The 15,528-nt window shown below is 62.7% G+C and carries 16 protein-coding genes; 10 read left to right on the forward strand and 6 right to left on the reverse strand.

What is annotated here, in order from left to right:
- Window positions 1–45: 45 nt before the first annotated feature.
- The 3 genes from ACFQJC_RS12375 to ACFQJC_RS12385 all read left to right on the forward strand — a co-directional run bounded on the left by ACFQJC_RS12375 (window position 46) and on the right by ACFQJC_RS12385 (window position 2,673).
- The gene (locus ACFQJC_RS12375; RefSeq protein WP_390223913.1) at window positions 46–633 is read left to right on the forward strand and encodes an NfeD family protein; all 588 of its coding nucleotides are present in this window, start codon (window positions 46–48) and stop codon (window positions 631–633) included.
- A gap of 73 nt (window positions 634–706) precedes the next feature.
- On the forward strand, window positions 707–1,978 hold the full coding sequence (locus ACFQJC_RS12380) for an SPFH domain-containing protein (RefSeq protein ID WP_390223915.1): 1,272 nt from the start codon (window positions 707–709) through the stop codon (window positions 1,976–1,978).
- 83 nt (window positions 1,979–2,061) lie between these two features.
- Window positions 2,062–2,673, forward strand: coding sequence for a winged helix-turn-helix transcriptional regulator (locus tag ACFQJC_RS12385; protein ID WP_390223918.1), 612 nt, complete (start codon window positions 2,062–2,064; stop codon window positions 2,671–2,673).
- A 172-nt stretch (window positions 2,674–2,845) separates the two neighbouring features.
- Here the strand turns inward: ACFQJC_RS12385 and ACFQJC_RS12390 are convergent, their stop codons facing one another.
- Complete coding sequence (locus ACFQJC_RS12390) at window positions 2,846–3,112, reverse strand: DUF7123 family protein (RefSeq protein WP_390223920.1); 267 nt, start codon at window positions 3,110–3,112, stop codon at window positions 2,846–2,848.
- Between the two features lie 236 nt (window positions 3,113–3,348).
- Here ACFQJC_RS12390 and aglD point away from each other — a divergent pair, with 236 nt between their 5' ends.
- Window positions 3,349–5,226 (forward strand): flippase domain-containing glycosyltransferase AglD, encoded by a 1,878-nt coding sequence (gene aglD / locus ACFQJC_RS12395; protein WP_390223922.1) that lies wholly within the window; start codon window positions 3,349–3,351, stop codon window positions 5,224–5,226.
- On the opposite strand, the gene yjjX is transcribed toward aglD, so the two are convergent.
- Window positions 5,223–5,744: an inosine/xanthosine triphosphatase gene (gene yjjX, locus ACFQJC_RS12400; RefSeq protein ID WP_390225611.1), complete on the reverse strand. Its 522-nt coding sequence runs from the start codon at window positions 5,742–5,744 to the stop codon at window positions 5,223–5,225. The genes aglD and yjjX overlap by 4 nt on opposite strands.
- Before the next feature lie 20 nt (window positions 5,745–5,764).
- A complete protein-coding gene (locus ACFQJC_RS12405) occupies window positions 5,765–6,550 on the reverse strand; it encodes a helical backbone metal receptor (RefSeq protein WP_390223924.1) in 786 nt (261 codons plus the stop codon).
- Window positions 6,551–6,779: 229 nt separating this feature from the next.
- On the opposite strand from ACFQJC_RS12405, the gene ACFQJC_RS12410 reads away from it, so the two are divergent.
- From ACFQJC_RS12410 to ACFQJC_RS12425, 4 genes are all read left to right on the forward strand, one after another.
- Complete coding sequence (locus ACFQJC_RS12410) at window positions 6,780–7,781, forward strand: transcription initiation factor IIB (RefSeq protein ID WP_390223926.1); 1,002 nt, start codon at window positions 6,780–6,782, stop codon at window positions 7,779–7,781.
- Window positions 7,782–7,921: 140 nt separating this feature from the next.
- The gene (locus ACFQJC_RS12415; RefSeq protein ID WP_390223928.1) at window positions 7,922–9,019 is read left to right on the forward strand and encodes a DNA-methyltransferase; all 1,098 of its coding nucleotides are present in this window, start codon (window positions 7,922–7,924) and stop codon (window positions 9,017–9,019) included.
- Window positions 9,020–9,170: 151 nt separating this feature from the next.
- Window positions 9,171–9,866: a type I 3-dehydroquinate dehydratase gene (locus ACFQJC_RS12420; RefSeq protein ID WP_390225613.1), complete on the forward strand. Its 696-nt coding sequence runs from the start codon at window positions 9,171–9,173 to the stop codon at window positions 9,864–9,866.
- 27 nt (window positions 9,867–9,893) lie between these two features.
- Window positions 9,894–10,289, forward strand: coding sequence for a DUF7575 domain-containing protein (locus ACFQJC_RS12425; protein WP_390223930.1), 396 nt, complete (start codon window positions 9,894–9,896; stop codon window positions 10,287–10,289).
- On the opposite strand, the gene ACFQJC_RS12430 is transcribed toward ACFQJC_RS12425, so the two are convergent.
- Entirely contained in the window at window positions 10,290–11,465 is a 1,176-nt protein-coding gene (locus ACFQJC_RS12430; RefSeq protein ID WP_390223932.1) for a 3-dehydroquinate synthase II, read from the reverse strand. It lies immediately after the preceding gene.
- A 542-nt stretch (window positions 11,466–12,007) separates the two neighbouring features.
- On the opposite strand from ACFQJC_RS12430, the gene ACFQJC_RS12435 reads away from it, so the two are divergent.
- Window positions 12,008–12,496 carry a hypothetical protein gene (locus ACFQJC_RS12435; RefSeq protein WP_390223934.1) on the forward strand — a complete coding sequence of 163 codons (489 nt, stop codon included), beginning with the start codon at window positions 12,008–12,010 and terminating at the stop codon, window positions 12,494–12,496.
- A 172-nt stretch (window positions 12,497–12,668) separates the two neighbouring features.
- Here the strand turns inward: ACFQJC_RS12435 and ACFQJC_RS12440 are convergent, their stop codons facing one another.
- Window positions 12,669–13,508: an ABC transporter permease subunit gene (locus tag ACFQJC_RS12440; protein WP_390223936.1), complete on the reverse strand. Its 840-nt coding sequence runs from the start codon at window positions 13,506–13,508 to the stop codon at window positions 12,669–12,671.
- 178 nt (window positions 13,509–13,686) lie between these two features.
- Here ACFQJC_RS12440 and ACFQJC_RS12445 point away from each other — a divergent pair, with 178 nt between their 5' ends.
- Window positions 13,687–14,619 (forward strand): FAD-dependent oxidoreductase, encoded by a 933-nt coding sequence (locus ACFQJC_RS12445; protein ID WP_390223938.1) that lies wholly within the window; start codon window positions 13,687–13,689, stop codon window positions 14,617–14,619.
- 96 nt (window positions 14,620–14,715) lie between these two features.
- Here the strand turns inward: ACFQJC_RS12445 and ACFQJC_RS12450 are convergent, their stop codons facing one another.
- Window positions 14,716–15,516, reverse strand: coding sequence for a 2-amino-3,7-dideoxy-D-threo-hept-6-ulosonate synthase (locus ACFQJC_RS12450; RefSeq protein WP_390223940.1), 801 nt, complete (start codon window positions 15,514–15,516; stop codon window positions 14,716–14,718).
- Between the last annotated feature and the right edge of the window lie 12 nt (window positions 15,517–15,528).

Raw genomic sequence — 15,528 nt, forward strand, 5'->3', positions numbered from 1 at the left:
CGAATTACCTCAACTCTTAATCACCACACGTCCCTAGAGTGAGCCATGGTGCCGTTTCCGCTGCAACTCGAACTCTTCGGGCCCGAGACGCTGCCGCTCCTCTTGGTGCTCGCAGGACTCGGTCTCTCTATCGCCGAGGCGTTAGCGCCCGGTGCACACTTCGTCGTCCTCGGCGTCGCGCTCCTCGCCGCGGGGCTGGTTGGCCTGCTCATCGGGCCATTTGCGACACCGCTCGTCCTCGGCGTCCTCGTCTTTCTCTTCGGGACGCTCGCGCTCTACGGCTACCGCGAACTCGACTTCTACGGGGGCAAGGGCAGTGGCCAAACGAGCGATTCAGCCGCGCTCAAAGGAAAGACGGGGCGCGTCACGGAGCGCGTCACGCCGACCAGCGGGCAGGTCAAACTCGACGCGGGGGGCTTCAACCCCTACTACGCCGCTCGCTCGGTCCACGGCGAACTCCCCGAAGGAACGGAAGTCGTCGTCGTCGATCCCGGCGGCGGCAACGTCATCACCGTCGAAGGGTTCGGTCCGGGCGAGGACGAAATCGACCGCGAACTCGCACGCGAGCGCGCGCGAAACAACGTCGATACCCCCGAGTCCGAACGGGAACGAGAAGACGCAGAACGGGCATAGAACCTCCCAAATCGCTTGACGTGGTTTCGTTCTTACACGAATACTTATCACACGGCCAACCTAATGTCCAGTTATGGACCTGATAGCCCTCCAGGGAGCAGCACTCGGCCTCGGTGGTGTCGTATTGGGGATTCTCGTCCTCGGTCTCGCCATCGTCACCGTCTATCAGATGGTCGAAATCGTCGATGCGTACGAGAAGAAGGCGCTCACCGTGTTCGGTGAGTACCGCAAACTACTCGAACCGGGTATCAACTTCATCCCGCCGTTCGTCTCTCGCACGTACGCCTTCGACATGCGGACCCAGACGCTCGACGTGCCGCGACAGGAAGCAATCACCCGCGACAACTCGCCGGTGACCGCCGACGCCGTCGTCTACATCAAAGTCATGGACGCGAAGAAGGCGTTCCTCGAAGTTGACGACTACAAGCGCGCCGTCTCCAACCTCGCCCAGACGACGCTTCGCGCCGTCCTCGGCGACATGGAACTCGACGACACGCTGAACAAGCGCCAGGAGATTAACGCGCGTATCCGCATGGAACTCGACGAACCCACCGACGAGTGGGGCGTCCGCGTCGAATCCGTCGAAGTCCGCGAGGTCAACCCCAGCGCCGACGTGCAGCAGGCGATGGAGCAACAGACCTCCGCCGAGCGCCGTCGCCGTGCGATGATTCTCGAAGCGCAGGGTGAGCGCCGCTCCGCCGTCGAGAAGGCAGAAGGTGAGAAGCAGTCGAACATCATCCGCGCACAGGGTGAAAAGCAGTCGCAGATTCTCGAAGCACAAGGTGACGCGATTTCGACCGTTCTCCGCGCGAAATCCGCCGAATCGATGGGCGAACGCGCCATCATCGAGAAGGGCATGGAGACGCTCGAACGCATCGGACAGGGCGAGTCCACGACGTTCGTCCTCCCGCAGGAACTCACCTCGCTCCTCGGGCGCTACGGCAAGCAACTCACCGGCTCCGACGTACAGGACATGGAAGGACTCTCCAGTCTCTCGTTCGACGAAGAGACCCGCGAACTCATCGGTCTCGACGACATCGAAGAGATTCTCGGCCAAATCGACGAGGCCGCGGAGATGAACGTCGAACAACTCGAACAGGAGGCCCAAGCCATCAAATCGGGCGCAGAGGTCGATGGCATCAAATCCGCGGGCGACGTGATTGCGGAAGCCAACGAGGAAGATACGATGAAATCGGCCGACGAAGTCGTCGCCGAGGAGTCCGACGCCGATTCGTCCACTTCTGACGCAGCGTCGTCCGACTCATCTTCGGATGCGACCCAGAAGAACGGCAAACAACAGGCCGACGACGACGAGCAGATGGAATTCGAGAAAGACCTCGAATAGGTCTTATTTCCTGACCGTCACGGCCATCCGACGGTTGACATGACGAAGCGTTTTTCTTCTACGACCCGTGTTGTACGGTGTAGATGTCGAATCGCCGGATAGACGAAGACAAACGGGCGACACTTCGCCGGTTTGCCGCACTCGGTGCCGCAACGCCGCTGGCTGGGCTTGCACGCGCCGAAGACTCCGGGTCGAGTGACGCACGGGATGCCATCGTCGGCTATCTCGTCGCCACCCCCGGTGCACACTTCTCGAAAGTACGTGACGACTTGCAACTGGGCACTGGAGAGACACAACACCACCTTCGGACGCTCGTCGAGGACGGAACGCTCGAAGTTCGCCGCGACGGCGACTACAAACGCTTCTTCCCGAGCGGTCGGTTCTCCGAGTTCGAACAGGTGGCACTCGGCTACCTCCGACGGGAGACGCCGCGAGGCATGCTCATCCTCCTCCTCCGGGACCCCGAGATGACGGGGACGAAACTCGCCGAGGAACTCGACGTGTCGCGCGCGACGGTGAGCACGTACGCGAAGAAACTCGACGCGGTGGGTCTGCTCTCGCGGGCCGACGGCTACGAAGTGTCGCAACCGGAGACGATTATCACGCTGTTAATTCGCTATGCGGACTCCTTCGGGGCCGATGCGGTGTCGTTCGCGGGCGATGCCGCCGGGTTGATTCGGTTCGACCCGAACTGAGTTAGAGACGATTTTCGACACACGTTCAGCACGCTCGATAGTCTACGGTCGGTCGAACCGTCAATTACGGAGAGAAAAACACGTCAAAACGAGCGAACGCGAATCGACTCGGTTCGCGGAGGGGAGACGAGAGGGCCTGCGTCAGCGGGAGTGCGGGACCGATTGGTCTGGATTACGCGGTGACTTTCCACGTCGTGCCGGAGGAGTAGCCCCACTTCTCGACGGTGATGTCGAAGTTGCCTTCGAGAATCGCGCGCATGTTCGCGCCGACTTCCTTCGCCGAGAGACCGAGGTCGTCGGCGATGAGGCGCGATTTGAAGTACATCTTGTCGCCGGCGTGCTGGCGGAGATACCCCAGAATCTTGCGCTGTTTCTCCGAGAGGTCGTCTTCTGCCGCCAGGGTTTCCGCAGTCGCCATCGTGGTCGTCGTCGTGCTCATACCAACACACAGGTCGTTGGTGCCTATGAGGGGTTTGGTACGAGAGCTTAACACGCCGCTGTCTGTCGATTATTGAGTCTCGAACGGGGGCGAAGTGAGTCTCGCGGTTCGCCGCAGGTACGGTCATCTAACAGCATCCTAAACGAGACACTCAAATCGACTGACGAGTCGTCTCCGGCGAGTCTCTGTGGGATAATACAGAAAATTCATACGCAAAAAGCGGTCATACAATGTCAATGGAACGCCCGATAGCAGGGCGACCGGCCGCCACCTCCACGGCCGGCGTCGAAGTGAGTGTCGTCCTCCCCGCGTACAACGAGGAACGGACCATCGAGAACACGGTCCGGGTGACGCTCGAAACGCTCGAATCATTCCTCCCAGCGGATGCCTTCGAGGTCATCATCGCCGAAGACGGGTGCGACGACCGGACGCCCGAAATCGCCGACCAGATGGCCGCCGAAGACAGTCGCGTTCGACACTTCCACAGTGACAGGCGACTCGGTCGCGGTGGCGCGTTAGAACACGCGTTCGAGGCCGCCGACGGCGAGACGCTCGTCTACTTCGATACGGACCTCGCCACGGACATGCGCCACCTCGAAGAACTCGTCGAGTGCGTGCGCTCCGGCGAGTACGATATCGCCACTGGGTCCCGGTGGATGCCCGAGAACGTCGCCCACCGACCCGCAGAACGCGGTGTTCCGAGTCGCGTCTACAACACGCTCGTTCGGTTCTTCCTCCGGTCGGACCTCCGCGACCACCAGTGCGGGTTCAAGGCGTTCAGCCGCGAGGCGTTCGATACGCTCCGGTACGAAGTCGAAGACAACCACTGGTTCTGGGACACTGAGATGCTCGTCCGCGGCCAGCGCTACGGCTTTCGAATCCGCGAGTTCGCGGTCGATTGGGAACCGAAAGGCGACACCAAAGTAGACCTCGTGCGCGACGTGCTCGGGATGGGCAGCCAAATCCTCCGAACGTGGTGGCAACTCTCGGTTCGCCCGCGCATCACACGCCGAGTCACCATCTTCGCGGGGTTGCTCCTGACCGTCTTCGCGCTCGCGCTGATGACGCTCTACATCGACCCCTCGGAGGTGTTGGCCGTCCTCGGGCAGACCGACCCCACGCTCGTCGCCGTCGCCGCCGCCGTCTACGTCCTCTCGTGGCCGCTTCGCGGGGTTCGCTACCGCGACATCCTCAACGAACTCGGCTACCGCGAGAACACTGGCTTCCTCACGGGGGCGATATTCATCAGCCAAACCGGGAACCTCGTGTTCCCCGCACGTGCCGGTGACGCCGTTCGCGCCTACATCGTCAAGGCTCGCCGCGGCATTCCCTATCCGTCTGGCTTCGCATCGCTCGCAATCGAGCGCGTGTTCGACCTGCTCACTATCGCCGGCATGGCGGGCGTCGTCCTCGTCGGTCTCGCCGCGACGGGCAGTCTGAGCGACATCGCAACCGTCCTCGCCAACGGTGTGAGCGGCGGCGAAGTCTCGGTCTCACCCGAAGACGTTCGAACGGTCGCCTACGTCGCCGCTGGCGTGGGTATCGTCGCCATCGCGGGCGTGTTCGGTATCGCGCTCTCTGCACGTGCCGACCGCAACCTCGTTCGCAGCACCGTCGGCCGGTTCTCGTCGGACTCCTACGTGGAGTACGTCGTCGATATCATCGACCAGTTCGTCTCGGACCTGCAAGCGGTCGCCGGCGACCGGACCGCGTTCAGTCGCGTCGGCGTTTCGAGCGTCGCCATCTGGATGCTCGACGTGGTGACCGCGGTCATCGTCCTGTTCGCCCTCGGCGTCGATATCGACCCGGTCGTCCTCGTCGGCGTGTCGTTCTTCGCGGTGAGCGTCGGGAACCTCGCCAAAGTGCTGCCGCTTTCTCCCGGTGGTATCGGCCTCTACGAAATCGCCTTCACCGTCTTCATGGCCGCGCTCGCGCCCATCTCGCCCGCGATGGCGCTCGCGGCCGCCGTCTTGGACCACGCGGTCAAGAACGCGGTAACGGTCGTCGGCGGCGTCCTGTCGATGCTCCTGCTCAACGTCTCGCTCACGACGGCGGTCGAAGAGAGCAGAGAGATTTCCGACCGGGAGCGGGAACTCGCGGAGACGGACTCTTAGTACAAATCACAACGGAACGGCGCGAGCGCGCCCGTGACCGCCGATTCGAGCGCGGACGTTCGGGTGAGACGCCCGCCCGTGAACGCCCCTGCCGCGCCCTCTTTCTTCGCAATGTCGTTCGTGCCGAGTTCGTCGTCCATCACCGGCCCGAGTTCCTCGCCGGCGTGGATTCGGTCGGCGATTCGGTCGGGGAGAAGGAGGCTCGGTCCCGACCCGCGCCCGTAGCGCTCGCCGTCGGTCACGGCGGCCCACATGACGAGATAGAGGTCGGACGAATCGTCGTCGAGACCGTTCGGGAACGGGGCGACCCCACCTTCGATGCCGACTCCGAGGTCGAACTCGCCCGACGCTCGCGCTCGCTCGGCACGCGTCACGGCCCCGGCGATGGTCTCGTCGTGGCCGAACGGTTGCTCTGGGACGCCCGACTCGACGGCGACGGCGACGACCTCGGCGTCGGGACACGTGCGCTCGACTGCACGGCGCTTGGCTGGGTTTCCACTGCCGACTGCGACGTTCATATCATGAAGCACGCGTCGGCTCATATCGCTTCGTCGGAATCGATTCCGGGCCACGGCGCGGGCAGGTCGGCCTTCGGGTGGAACAACCGGGCGAGGTGGTCGATACCGGCGAGGAGCGCTGGGCTGGGCTGGTTGAGGAGTGAGTCGTCCACGGCGTGAACCGCGGCATCGAGGTTCCACTCGCGTGCGGCGAACCCCTCGATATCGCCGCGCTCGCCCTTTCCACAAGGGTGTAAGACGACGTGGTCGGGGTCGGCGTCTGCGACGGCTTCGGGGGTAACTTCGCGGGAGCGAACGCCGGCATCGAGAAACGGGTACGACCCTCCCGCGGCGCGAACCGCGTCGGGGACCCAGTTTCCGGCGGCCATCGGCGGGTCGGCCCACTCCTCACAGTAGACGGTGGGCGTCGGTTCGTCCGTGAGTGCGGCGCGAATGTCGGCGAGGTGGTCTCTGCACGAAGCAGCGAGTCTCTCGCCCGCATCCGGTGTCCCGGCCGCAGCGCACACCTCGACGAACGAGTCGAACACCTCGTCGAGTGTCGCGGGCGCGACGTGGGCGACGGTGTAGCCACGTTCGTCGAGTTCGGTTGCGATATCCGCCTGTAAGTCGTCGCAGGTACACACCACGTCGGGGTCGAGCGCGTCGAGGCGGTCGTAGTCTGGGTTCAACCAGCCTCCGACGACGGGTCGCTCCACCGAGCAGTGGGCGGTGACGCCGACGAGCCGAGCGTCCAGACCGGCGGCGTCGAGAATCGCCGTCGTACTCGGGGCGAGCGAAACGACCCGCGGTGCGTCTGTCTCGTCCATAGTTCGACCACATCTTGCGGCCGAAAATAACTGTCGTGCCACCTCGATTTGTCATGTTCGTTGATTTTCTTCGAAGGCGCTATGTGAGTGTTTCACACCGAAGAGACGTCGAATCCCGGCGGCGATACCAAACCATTTATGCGTTCGTCTACGGACGTTGGTGTTACGGACAGCTTCCGGGCTTCTAGCCTCGTATTCCCCTAACCCCGGAGCACCCGCCGTCGTAGCCATGAGCGAACGAATCTGGACCAAAAAACCCGGCGTATCGGACCGAAACCAAGAGCGAACTTCCCAGCAGGACGAGAACCAACAGGAATCCCAGAAGGGAGACACCCTCAAGTGCCCCGAGTGTGGTGGTCACGTCGTCACCGACGACGAACACGGTGAGACGGTGTGTAACGACTGTGGTCTCGTCGTCACCGCGGACTCCGTGGACCGCGGCCCGGAGTGGCGCGCGTTCGACGCCCGCGAGAAGGACGAAAAATCCCGCGTCGGCGCCCCCACGACGAACACGATGCACGACAAGGGACTCTCGACCAACATCGACTGGCGCGACCGCGACGCCTACGGCAACTCCCTCGGCGCGCGCCAGCGCCAGAAGATGCAGCGCCTCCGCAAGTGGAACGAGCGCTTCCGCACCCGCGACTCGAAAGAGCGCAACCTGAAGCAGGCACTCGGCGAAATCGACCGCATGGCCTCGGCGCTGGGTCTCCCCGAGAACGTCCGCGAGACGGCCTCGGTCATCTACCGCCGCGCACTCGACGACGACCTGCTCCCGGGTCGCTCCATCGAAGGCGTCGCAACCTCGTGTACCTACGCCGCCGCTCGTATGGCCGGCGTTCCCCGCTCGCTCGACGAGATTTCGGAAGTCTCGCGCGTCGAGAAGAGCGAAGTCGCCCGAACCTACCGCTACATCGCCCGCGAACTCTCGCTCGAAGTCAAGCCCGCGGACCCCGAGCAGTACGTTCCGCGCTTCGCCTCCGAACTCGGTCTCTCGGACGAGTCGAAGATGCGCGCTCGCCAACTCCTGAAGAACGCGAAGGAGAAGGGCGTCCACTCGGGTAAATCGCCGGTCGGTCTCGCGGCCGCCGCCGTCTACGCCGCGGCCCTGCTCACCAACGAGAAGACGACGCAGGCCGCCGTTAGCGACGTCGCGGACATCTCCGAAGTGACGATTCGCAACCGCTACCACGAACTGCTGGAAGCCGAGGACAACCTCGGTCTCGTCTAACTGTCAGCGAGCCGCGACGGCCGCAGGACTGGTGACGACTCGTTTTTCGGCCGGAAGATGTCGCTCACGTACAGTCTTTTCGAGCGGTAGCGCTCGGCTTCGGGGGAAGTGTTTTGTCGTGAGCGCAACAATTCAGGCCAATGCGAACGAACCACGCCTTACACGTCGGTGATGCCGCGGATACGTCGCTCGCCGACGAGAGCGTGGACCTCGTCGTCACCTCGCCTCCCTACCCGATGATAGAGATGTGGGACGACCTCTTTTCGGCACGCGACGACGCCGTCGCGGACGCACTCGACTCGGGCGACGGCGAGGCGGCGTTCGAGGCGATGCACGCCCAACTCGATTCGGTGTGGGACGAAGTCGCCCGCGTGCTTCGACCCGGTGGCATCGCGTGTATCAACGTCGGCGATGCGACCCGGAGCCTCGGCGGGTCGTTCCGACAGTATCCGAATCACGCACGCGTGCTCAGCGCCCTCTCCGAGCGCGGACTGAGTCCCCTCCCCGATATCATCTGGCGAAAGCCGACCAACAGCAGGACGAAGTTCATGGGGTCGGGGACGCTCCCGTCGAACGCGTACGTCACCCTCGAACACGAGTACGTCCTCATCCTTCGAAAGGGCCTGCCACGCTCGTTTCCGCCCGGCGACGAATCCCGTTACGAGAGCGCAATCTTCTGGGAGGAGCGAAACCAGTGGTTCTCGGACCTCTGGGAGTTCACGGGGACGGGCCAGCGACTCGAATCGGAGTCCCGCACTCGGTCTGCGGCCTTCCCAATCGAACTCCCGCTTCGACTGATTCGGATGTACTCCGTCTACGGCGACACCGTCTTCGACCCGTTCCTCGGGACGGGAACGACGACGATTGCGGCGATGCTCGCCGGGCGAAACTCCGTGGGCTACGAACTCGAATCGAGTCTCGTCGCGGCGTTCGACGAGCGACTCGAAGATATCCCCGCGCGCTCGGAACGCGAAGTCAGCCAACGACTCGCCGACCACCGCAGGTTCTCGACGAATCGCGCGACGCAACCGAGCTACGACGCCGACACCTACGACTTTCGCGTCGTCACCAAACAGGAGAAGCAGATTCAGTTGTACCGCGTCGCCTCCGTCTCGGGCGACGATGAAGAGTCGGAGACGACCTACACCGTCGAGCACACACCGGTCACGTCGCTTCCCAACTCGCATGACCCAGTCGCCAGCGACAACGTCGATGCGACGGGAGACGACGACGACTGAGTGAGCGTCGGTTGAGTGGGCGACGACCGACGGCTGAGTGAGCGACGACCGACGGCTGAGACGACGACCGACGACGACCGGTGGCAACCGAATCGGTGGCGGAATTCGCTACCACGAACACGCCTTTACTGATGGCTCGCGCAGGCTACGTATGGACCTCTCGTTCGACTCCTTCGTACTGACGGCGAGCACGGCCGACCTCGACGACGAGCCTGCCGCCCGAGCACACGCGGACGCGCTGGAGTTTCGGATGGACCTCGCCACGGACCCGCTGGACGCACTCGACGCCTACGACGGGGCGCTCCCGATTCTCGCCACCAATCGCGCCGAGTGGGAAGGCGGCGAATCGACCGAGAGCGAACGCGACCGTCTCGACGCGCTCGTCTCGGCCGCCGAACACGACGCGGTCGCCGCGGTCGATATCGAACTTGCGACACTCCGAACCGACCTCGGCGGGGAAATCGCCGAGCGTGCGCGAGCGGCGGGGGCAGTCGTCGTCGCGTCTGTCCACGACTTCGAGCGCACGCCCGCCCGCTCCGAACTCGTGACACTGCTCCGCAAGGTAGCACATCACGGCGACGTGGGGAAACTCGCTGTGACCGCCCACACGAAACGCGACGCGCTGAAACTACTCGAAGTCACAGAGCGCGCGACTGCGTGGGGTGACCGCGTGGCGACGATTGCGATGGGCGAATCGGGTCGGCACACACGGGCGGTCGCACCCGTCTATGGCTCGAAAATCGGCTACGCGCCCGTTCATTCGGCGGACGCGACCGCTCCCGGCCAGTACGACCTCGAAACGCTCCGGTCACTCGTCAGCGGCTTATCCAGTAAACCGGACGTTTAAGCATACTGGCCGTGACCGGGTTGAACAATGGCTGATGCTCGCCGTCGTGCACTCGTCGCGGCCCTCGTTGGCGTCCTCGGGGCATCCCTCGGAATCGCTGGCGCGGGACACGTCTATCTCCGCGAGTGGCGACGTGCCGTCGCGTGGTTTAGTTTCGTCGTCGGCGTCGCACTCGTTCTCGTATCTACGTTCGCGTCCCCGACGGTCACGTCGCTCGATTCACTCCCACCCGAAGTGACGGTTCCCGTCATCGTCTTGCTGTTTCTCAGCGCACTCGACGCTTACAGAATCGCGTTTTACCGCGGACAACAGCGCGCCGACGGCACCCCGACCTGTCCGGCGTGTGGCGGTGGTCTCGACTACGAGCTGACCTTCTGTCCGTGGTGTGCGACAGAAATCGAGTGGCAGTACGACCAGTACTGATTACTTCTCGATGATGCTCTCTTCGACGGCCTCGCCGAAGTGTCGGGCCGTATCTTCGTAGTACAGCAAGACCTCGTCACCGGGTTCGAGGTCGGTGACGGCGGTTCGGCCCTCTTTCGTGTGGACCTTGATGGTCTCTGCGTTCTGGAGGAGCGTGGCGATTCGGTCGCCCTCGTAGTCGGCGACCACGCGGAACATCGGGCGCTTCTCGATTTTGACGCGGCCGACGATGGCTTCGCGCGTGTGTCCGTTCGTATCCACGACCTGCACTTCGTCGCCGCTTTCGAGTTCCGAGAGGTACGTCGTCATCCCGTCCGGCGTTCGCGCGTAGGCGTGGACCGCGCCGGCGTTCACTCTAAACGGGCGTGAGGCGACGTACGGCGACTCGGCCGTCTCCGCGTGGACGAAGAAGAGACCGCGAGACATCGACCCGACGAGCATCCCTTCGTCGTGTTCCATCAGGGTGCCCGTATCCACACAGACGCGGTCGGCCATGCCCGTGCGCTCTACTTCTTGAATCTCGGCGTACACGAGGTCGAGCGTCTCGCGTTCGGCCGCATCGCGCATCTCGACGGTCTTGCGAATCTCGTCGGGACTATCGCTGTCGAGGAGGACGCCGTCGGCCCCGGTTTCGAGCGTCTCGAACGCCGCCTTCGCTTCGTCGGCGCTCGTGACCCCCGCGATGAGTTCGGTCTGGTCGCCGATGCGGGCGATGAGGTTCTCCAGCGGGATGATAGTCCAATCCTCGCCGACGACGATTGTGTGGTCGCTGTCTGCTGCTGCTTCTTCGGCGAGCGTCTCGTACTCCTTGCTCAGGATACGGACGTACGCGCCGTTCGCTCTCGAGTCGGTTCGGCGGAGTGTCGTCAAATCGGCAGACCCAGAGAAATCAGATGGGAGGTCCACCGTGCCGTCGCCCTCGCCGTCTTTACCGACGATGTAGGCGTCGGCGACGGCGTGGTCTTCCTCGTCGTCTTCGGCTTCCTTGACGTGAACATCGACGTCGGTGCTGAACGCGGCAACCTTCACGTCACCGAGTTCGCGGACCTTTTCGACGTCGCCCTCGTCAACGAGAACCCAATCGACACCTGCTTCGAGACCTGCGGTGATGCGGTGCTTCCGCGTCTCCCAGTCTCCGACCGTGTCATCGGCCTTGAGCCAGACGCTTCGTGTCATTACCGAATTCACTCGGTCGCACTGCTTGAACGTGGCGGATGAATCAACTGACGGCGTGGTGATGTTGGATCATCTCTGAGTTTCGTTCTAGTGGCAATTCTATATCGCACAATAGAGTTTATCGCGCTGGTTTCGGACAAAAAGTGAGGACACAGCAATCACTACAGAAAAGGCTTGAGTCGTTCGAATTCGGGACCTGAACCCGAAGAAGACACCAAATCTATCGTGTTGACAACGCTCGGGGCGGGTTTCCTTGAATCACCCTCATTTCGAAGGGACTGCTGACAGAGCGGTCCGAATTCCCCACGCCGAATACCGGGTTGCAGGTCTCGCGGGATATCTCGCAGTCGATCCGTCACACATTCTCGAAAATCACACATTCATATGCATCCCTGTTTCACCCACCCGAACCCCCGGAGTCGGCCGGACAGAACAGGCCTCCAACAACGGGGGGTGGCGATGTCGATGCGGGTCCCTCTCGCTGGTATCGCGCACCAGCACCAGACCGAATCTACAAGTGAAGACCGCGAAACTGTCAACCGATGGACCGACTGCTGGAACCCGAGCGGCTCCGACACGAGGATATCGAATTCAGCGAAGAGAGCCACACCATCAAGGCAGACGAGTTCGACGAATACGAATCGCTGGATAGTCACGCCGTCGTCGGTCTCACCAACGACCGCGGCGAAGTGCTGCTCCAAAACGATGGCTCGCATGGCTGGACACTCCCGGCATTCGCCGTCTCGCCGGGCGACGATTGGCAGTCGGTCGCCCAAGTGGGTATCGACTCGCTCACCGGCGGAAGTGCCGAACTCGACACCCCGGAACTCGTTCGGCGCGTCGAGTACCGAACGAGAGACGACCAGACGACGATGTACACGGTCGTCTTTCGAGCAGTCCCCGTAGAAGGACGACCAGTCTCGGACGAAATGCGAGAAGAGCGCGGTACGACCTCTGTCGAGTGGCGGGACGAAGTGCCGTCCGACCAGCGCGGCCCCGTTGCAGCGGATATTCGACGGTTTCTCGACTGAATTTCCCATTCTCTCACACTGCCTCAAACGCCCGATATCGACGAGTCTCGCGCATTCATAAACTAAATAGTGCGATACCAAATCGGTTCGGCGCTACTCAACGCGGGCTTCGGGAGCGCATTCGAAGGAGCGGCGTGGCTACGCACTCGAATCGAGGAAAATCGACGACGAGTTACTCGATATCCGCTCGCGTAAAGCGAACGTAGCCGAACGCGAGGGGAATCACGGCCCACAACGCGAGGACGACGAACCCGACCCAGTCCTGTAGATAGAACACGTCCGGAGAGGGATAGAACGTGAGTTCCTCGTACTCCGGGATGGGCACCCGCGCGGCGTGCATGAACGCCGTGGAGGGGTTGAGCATCCCGATGAGCCACATCCACCCCGGAAGTCCGCCTTCTGGAACTTCCTGCCCCCAGACGATGAGTTGGATAACGTAGAGCAGGAGATCCCAGACGAAGAGAAACAGGAGATACAGGATACCGGCCCCGACGAACGCCTCTACTTTCGTCTCCATCGCCGCGGAGAACCCGAGCGCGAAGGCGGCGTACACCGCGGCGTAGAGGAGCGTCATGAGCGTGTAGAGCGCGAAGACGGTGAGGTTGAACGAGTCGTACGTCACCAGCGCGATGAGCGCGATGACGCCGTAGCCGACGAGTATCGAGACGGAGACGACGCCGATTCGGCCGAGGAGTTTGCCGAACACCACTTCGGCTCTCGAATGCGGGAGTGCGAGCAACAGGCGAATCGTCCCGCTGTCGCGCTCGCCGACGATGGTATCGTAGCAGACAGCGAGGCTGATGAGCGGCACGAAGAACACAGTCGGCTGTCGCATACTGTTCAACAGCGCGAGCGTGCTCGCCTCGACGGGACTATCCTGATACGGGAGCGGAATCCACTGAATGGACGCGAGCCATATCGCAAAGAGCGTGAACAACGCGATGAGCAGATACAGCGTGTACGAGCGCATCGAATCGCGGAAGTCCTTTTTCATCACCACGTGGAGGGACATCGTGCGCAGATTACGTGGCGAACCGATTATGTTTTCTGGTTGAAATATTTGATGCCGATTGTTTAGGTAGACCTAATAATCGAAACGCCTTTGTCAGTTTAGGTTGCCCTAAATCGTATGAGAGACGATTCGCACGAGCAACGACGGCCAGCGAGACAAGCCAGCGGGGAAGAATAAGATGGAACTCCACGAGATACCGGGAAAAGCCACGGGATACGACCACGATGTCGTCGTCGTCGGTGGTGGCCCCGCTGGGTGCGCTGCGGGCGTGTTTACCGCCCGATACGGACTGGAGACGGCCATCTTCGACAGAGGCCGCTCGTCGCTCCAGCGCTGTGCTCACTTAGAGAACTACCTCGGTTTCCCCGCCGGAATCGGCATCGACACGCTGTACGACCTGATTCACGACCACGCCGAGACTGCCGGCTGTGAAATCGTCCCCGATTTCGTGGAATCGGTCGAGTTCGACGACGACCGTGAAGGGTTCGTCGTCCACCCACAAGAGGGGGACCCTGTGACTGCACGCCGCGTCGTCGCGGCCACCCGCTACGACGGCCAGTACATGCGCGGTTTGGGCGACGACGACGCGATGTTCGAAGTTCGGGAGAAACACGGCGAGGAGGCCGAGTACTTCGACAAGAACTACGCCAACGAGGACGGCACGACTGACGTCGAGGGGTTGTTCGTCGCCGCTCCCTACGGCGAGACTGGCTACCAAGCGATGATGGCCGCCGGACGCGGGACCCGGACGGCAATCTCGCTCATCGAGGACGTTCGGCGCGAACAGGGCTATCCCGACTCGATGCTGAACCATTACGACTGGGTCCGGCTGGACGCAGAACTCGACGGCGAGTGGAGCGACCGAAACCGGTGGCGCGAGTTCTTCCACGACCGACTCCCCGACGACCCGGGTCTGGACGACGAGCAACTCGTCGAGCTACGCGAGTGGGAGATTAGCCGTACCCTCGCGGGCTACATCTCGAACGAAGAAATCGAAGCACGGGGCAGGCGGGCACAAGAGCGCCTGCTCGACCACTTCGACGACGACGTGATTCTCGCACGAGCGAAAGAACTCCAAGGGAGACAGCAGTTGGCAGAGAGCGACGACTGACCGAGGCGAAAACGAATCGACCGACACGAAAACGGGACCGGCCGCGTCGGACAAAACCGGCCACGGCAAACAAAACGACCGCGACGAACGAGAACGTTAGACTTCGAGACTCAGACCGGCGCGGCCGAGGGCGGTATCGACGTCCGCGTCGTCGTGGATGATTGCGCTCACGGCGCGCGTAATCGCTTCGGGCTTGTCGTGTTGGAAGATAGAGCGTCCCATCGAGACGCCCGCTGCACCGGCGTCCATCGTGCCGCGGACCATCTCTGCAGTCTCGCGGTCGGTGCCGCGACTGCCGCCGGCGATGACGACCGGGAGGCGCGTGGCTTCGACGACTCGGCTGAACGACTGTGCATCGCCGCTGTAGGCCGTCTTCACGACGTCCGCACCGACTTCTTCGGCGAGGCGGACGGCGTGTGCGAGGCTCTCGGCGTCGTGTTCGTCGATTCCGGGGCCGCGGGCGTAGGCCATCGCAAGGACGGGCACGCCGAAGTCTGCGGCGCGAGAGCAGAGTTCGGAGAGTTGGGTCATCTGGGAAGGTTCGTACTCCGACCCGACGTTGATATGGAAAGAAACAGCGTCAGCACCGACGCGGAGGGCGTCTTCGACGGAGGCAGTCATTCGTTTGTCGCTCTCGTCCGGGCCGATGACCGTCGAGCCGTTGACGTGGACGATGTATCCTTTGCCGTTCTTGTTCGGGTGGACGCGCGGGGCGATTCCTTTGTGTGTGAGGACGGCGTCTGCGCCGCCGCGTGTGATGCCGTCTATCGTGGATTCGATGTCTACGAGGCCCTTGACCGGGCCGAGTGTTACGCCGTGGTCCATGGGGACGATGAGGTATCGCCCTCCTGTGGAGATGCGTTCGAGTCGAGCGGAGATTCCTACGTCAGTGTTCATGTATGGTACTCA

The sequence above is a fragment of the Haloferax namakaokahaiae genome (assembly GCF_042663225.1).
GTDB lineage: Archaea > Halobacteriota > Halobacteria > Halobacteriales > Haloferacaceae > Haloferax > Haloferax namakaokahaiae.